Annotated in this window: 4 protein-coding genes; all 4 read right to left on the reverse strand. The window is 67.2% G+C overall.

From position 1 onward, the window contains the following. Positions 1 to 13 precede the first annotated feature (13 nt). Entirely contained in the window at positions 14 to 1,963 is a 1,950-nt protein-coding gene (locus tag VFL64_RS02605; RefSeq protein ID WP_489538826.1) for a bifunctional 5-dehydro-2-deoxygluconokinase/5-dehydro-2-deoxyphosphogluconate aldolase, read from the reverse strand. A 36-nt stretch (positions 1,964 to 1,999) separates the two neighbouring features. Beyond that, positions 2,000 to 3,028, reverse strand: coding sequence for a phosphate/phosphite/phosphonate ABC transporter substrate-binding protein (gene phnD / locus VFL64_RS02610; protein WP_489538827.1), 1,029 nt, complete (start codon positions 3,026 to 3,028; stop codon positions 2,000 to 2,002). 60 nt (positions 3,029 to 3,088) lie between these two features. Continuing rightward, entirely contained in the window at positions 3,089 to 4,033 is a 945-nt protein-coding gene (locus VFL64_RS02615) for a porin (protein WP_489538828.1), read from the reverse strand. An 83-nt stretch (positions 4,034 to 4,116) separates the two neighbouring features. Beyond that, a partial coding sequence (locus tag VFL64_RS02620) for an alkaline phosphatase family protein (protein WP_489538829.1) occupies positions 4,117 to 4,919 on the reverse strand: 803 nt, incomplete at its 5' end.

The following is a 4,919-nucleotide window of genomic DNA, read 5'->3' on the forward strand; positions in this document are numbered from 1 at the left end:
AGCCGCACGGTCTTCATGCGGCCTCCCTGCGCACTTGCCGCGAACTCGCCCAGGCTTCGACCAAGGTCGCGAAATTGCGTGCCACCGCCTTGATGAAGTCGACGTCGCTCATCTCGTTGCGCAGCCACTTTTGCGACGGCTCCATCCACAAGCTGCGCCCCACCATGAAGCCCTTGACGATGGGATGCGTGGCCTGTGCGAAGCCGCGCGCCAGGTCGGCCAGGGGCTGGTTCAGGCCGAGGATCACCGCGCCGCGGCAGTACGGGTCACGTTGCTGCACCAGGTTGGCGAGCGACTGCCAGCCGGTCGACGACATGGGCGCCAGCTTCCACCACTCGGGCTTGAACCCGAGGTTGTAGAAGCGCTGGATCGCGCGCAGCACAGCTTCGTCGGCGGACACCGACGGGTTCACCTGCTTCGGCGGGATCACCTCCAGCAGCAGCTCATGCCCGCTCGCACGCGTGGCCTCCCAAAGCTGCCGCAAGCGCAGCTCCTGCTCCAGGCGCAAGGCGGGCGCATCGTCGGGGTGGTAGTGCACCAGGCACTTCACCACCTGTTCGGCCGGCCAGCTCACAAGCTGCGAACCGACCGAGCTGTCGACATCGAAGCGCAGCGGGCGCGAGCCCGGCAGCTCCACCGGCCGCCCGACCCACCAGCCCCGGCCGGTGGCCGAGGCGAGTGCATCAGCGCCCATGCCGCCGTCGATCAGCACGCCCAGGCGGCCCTTGAGGCCGTGGCTGACCTCGACACGCTCAGCCGCTTTCACCAGCAGCTGCTTCAGCGCCGGCAGGCGCGCGGCGTCGGCACCGGCTTCGCGTGCCAGGTCGGTGAACTGGCTGCGGTGGTCGAAGGCCATCACGCACAGCTCGGGCCAGGCCGTGCGGGCCACGGTCGTGCGGTGCAGGTGGGCCAGCTGCTGGTCGGCATCGACGCGCGGCGTACGTGCGCCGCTGAACCAGTGCTGCAGCTCGGCCGGCGTCGGCATGGCCGGCGAGCACGCATGGCGCGACACCACGATCGCGCCACAGGCGTTGGCCTGCCTGGCGGCCGCCTCGAAGTCGTGGCCGCTCAGCAGGCCACTCAGCAGGCCTGCGGCAAAGGCATCTCCCGCACCCAGAACGTTCATCACCTCGACACGCTCGCCGCGCACGGTTTGTGCCTGCTCCAGCCGCTCGGGCACGGCGCCCGGAATGAAGCAGCAGCCGGCGGCACCAAGCTTGACAACCATGGCCGCTGCAGTCACCGCGCGCACAGCACGCAAAGACGCCAGCAGGTCGCCTGGTACGCCGCCGGCGATCAGGAACTCTTCTTCGGTGCCGATCAGCAGATCAAACTCCGGCAGCACGGTCTGCAGCTGGATCGTCACGGACTCGTCGGGCACGAAGCGGTTGGCACCCTCGCCGCGCGCGGTGAGGCCCCACAGCACCGGGCGGTAGTCGATGTCGAGAACGCGCAGCACGCCGTGCTTCTCGGCATAGGCCAGCGCGGTGGTGGAAGCGGCTCGAACCACCGGGGTACTGAGGTGAGTGCCGGTGATCAGCAGCGCGCGGCAGCCGGCGATGAAGTCTTCGCTGATGCCCGAGGCGTCCAGTGCCATGTCGGCACAGTTCTCGCGATAGAAGAGCAGCGGAAAGGTGTCGCGATCCTTCAGCCCCAGCAGCACCAGGGCAGTGAGACGCTCAGGGTCGACCTGCACCTGCGAGGTGTCGCAGCCTTCGCGCTGCAGCGATTCGACCAGGAAGCGGCCCATCTGCTCGTTGCCCACACGCGAGATCATCGCCACCCGCTGCCCCAGGCGAGCTGCCCCGAAGGCGATGTTGGCCGACGAGCCGCCGAAGTACTTGCTGAAACTGCTCACGTCTTCGAGCCGGCTGCCCACCTGCTGGGCGTAAAGATCGACAGCAAGTCGGCCGAGGCACGCGAGGTCGTGCCTGCGTCCCTTTGGGATGTTCAAGGTGCTCATGTCTGTCTTGTGTGAAATGGGTGGATTCAGGGGGCCTCAGCTGCGCTTGAGGAGGACCTCGAGCCGCGTCGCGCGCCGGTTGATCTGCACCTCGGCCGCAGCCTTCTGCTCGGCGGTGAGCGTGGTGTCGGCGGCGAGCGTGCTGCGTGCCGTGAAGAGGTCGATGTCGGCAATGGGCAGGAGCTGCCGGTTCGACGAGGGCACGAACTTCACGATGCGGTTCATGTCCATCAGCGCCTGCTGCTCGGCCTGGGTCTGCCCGAAGCCGAGCACCGTCTCTCGGATGGCGCTTCGCACCTGGGGCGACAAGGCCGTGCTCCACAGCAGCGGGCTCTGGCGGATCTCCTGAGACGACCAGATCACCCGTAGGCGACGCGCGGCGTCGGGGTCGCGCTGGGCGAGCTTCTTCACCTCTTCGTCGTTGGTCGTGGTGGCATCGGCCTGCCCAGCCAGGACAGCAGCCATGTTCTCGGCGTGGCCACCGATCGCGAGCGACTTGAACAGCGTGGCGGGGTTGAGGCCACGCCTGGCAAACACGTAGTAGAAGGGAATGATGTAGCCGGAGGTGGACTTGGCGTCACCCATGCGCAGCGACAGCTTCGGTGCCTGCGCGAGAAGGGTGTCCACCGAATGGAGCGGCGAGTCGTCGCGCACCACGATCTGCGCGCGGTAGCCGGTGAGAGCCTGGCCGTCGGGCCCGCGCACCTGCATCGTGGCGAAGACTTCGGCGCTTCCCGATTCGACCGCTTCGAGCGCGCTCGAGTTGCTGAGCCATGACACGTGGGCACGGCCGCTCGCGGCTGCCTTGACCACGTCGGCATACTGCTTCGACACCTGCAGTTCCGCGGCCACGCCCAGCCGCTTGGCAAGCTTGTCGGCGAGCGGGCGCCACTTGGCGCGCGCCTCCTCGGGCGTGTGCGATGGTGCGATCAAGGCCATCACGAACGGCCCGTCGAAGCCCCGAGCGGACGGGGCCGACGCCGCCGCCGCCCGGGCCAGCGAGGCACTGCACAACATGCCCGGCATCAAGGCGAGCCCACCCATCCAGTGACGTCTCTGGATCATGCTGTCTCCCCGTTGCGCGTTTCAGTCATGGGCGCCGTGCAGTGCATGCTCATCGACCGCTCAGAACAGGTGGCGCAGGCCGACCTGGTAGGCCTGCACGGAGGACTTGCTTTCCTGCTTGGTGTCGGAGGCCGCGCCGTAAAGGGCCGTGCGCTTGCTCACGAAGTGGAAGTAGCCCAGACCGGCAACCCGCGTGGTGACGTCGGCGAGCTCGCTGGTGTTGTAGAGCACACGCGCCTCGCCAATTCCGATGCGGTAGCCGGCGCTGACCTGAATGTCGGTCTGCTCTGCGGTGGGTGCCCTGGTGACCGGATGGGGCACTCGCTCCGAATGGGCCCAGGTGCCCATCACGGTGACGGCTTCCCACTTGTAGCTACCGCCTGCCGCGACGGTCTTCACATCGGTCGGGCTGCGCTGAGCCGACGCCGCAAGGCTCAGGCCCTTGTTGTCGTACAGCACCGAGCCGCCCTGGCCCCGCGTCTTGGTCGCGCCTTCACCCAGACCCACGCCCACATGCACGCGCAAGCCTGCCAGTGTCGGCGTTGTGTAGTCGACGCCATTGGTCCAGATCTTCTGCCCGCCCGCGATTCGCGAGACGCTCGATGCCACCGTGTCACCACGGAAAATCTCGTAGTCGCTGTTGGTACCGTCGTCGAGCGGGGAGCTCTGGTTGCCGAGCTTCAGATCGCCGAACTTGCCCTCCAGACCGACATAGGAGTAGTACCAGAACTGGGTCGCCGAGCGTGGCAGGCCGGTGTCGCCGGCAAAGCGATGCTGCAGGTAGAAGTAGGACTTGGTGCCATCGCCCAGGTCGTCTTCACCGCGGATGGTGAGCCGGTTGGCAGAGCCGTTGGTCAGCTCCCATTTGCCGGGCGAGGTCTTGACCACGCTCTGGTCGAGGCGCCCGCTCATGCTCACCTGCGCCATGGCCGTCCCCGCAGCCAGCGCCAGGGCCGCGACGGTGAATGAGCGCACCGTCGTGAGCTGGTGATGTCTTGTCGTCATTGATGTCTCCGTGATATTTCGAGGTTGGTTCAGCCGGCGGGCAGTCGCGCCGCACCGTGGCGGCCGTGCTGCCTGCCGTGCCGTCAGTTCTTCAGTGCCCGCACCAGGCTCGTGGCCTTGGCGTCGCGTTCACCCAGGGGCTTGAGATCGAAGCGCTCTTCGATCAGCCGGAGGATCGAGACCGTCTCGTACTGGGTGTGGTCGATGCGGCCGCCTTCGGTGAAGGGCGACACGAGGATGGCGGGGATGCGCGAGCCGGGGCCCCAGCGATCGCCCTTGGGCGGCGCCGCGTGGTCCCAGAAGCCACCGTTTTCGTCGGTGGTGACGATCACGAGCGTGCTCTTCCACTGCGGGCCGGCGATGATGGCTTCGACCACTTCGGTCGCCTCGGCATCGCCGTCTGCCACGGTGCCGCGGCCGGGGTGCATGTTCTTGCCTCCGGTCGGCTTGTAGAAGCTCACCGGCGGCAACTTGCCGGCACGGATGTCGGCCATCAGGTCGCTGCGGTCCTTCAGGTGCGTCTTGCGCTGCTCTTCGCTGTCGATGAAGCGCTTGAAGGTGGTGAAGGGGTGGTGGTGGTACGAGAACGACGACAGCCCCTTGCCGGCCTTGGTGGCTTCGACAGCGCGGTTGAAGTCCTGGGCGTAGTAGGCCCAGGCGATGCCGCGCTCGCTGAGACGGTCGCCGATGGTGGGCGCCGTCTGCGGCGGCAGCAGCGCCTGCTTCTTGGTCGGGTCGTACAGCCAGACGCCCTGCAAGGTGTTGACGGCATAGCCGTCCTTGGTCACATAGGCCTGTTCGTGCGAATCGGGCACCGTGCCCTGTTCATCCACGGCCTTGATTTCCTTGGGCGCATTCGGGAACACGGGCGTGCACGCACACACCA

The sequence above is a fragment of the Rhizobacter sp. genome (assembly GCF_035702065.1).
GTDB lineage: Bacteria > Pseudomonadota > Gammaproteobacteria > Burkholderiales > Burkholderiaceae_C > Rhizobacter.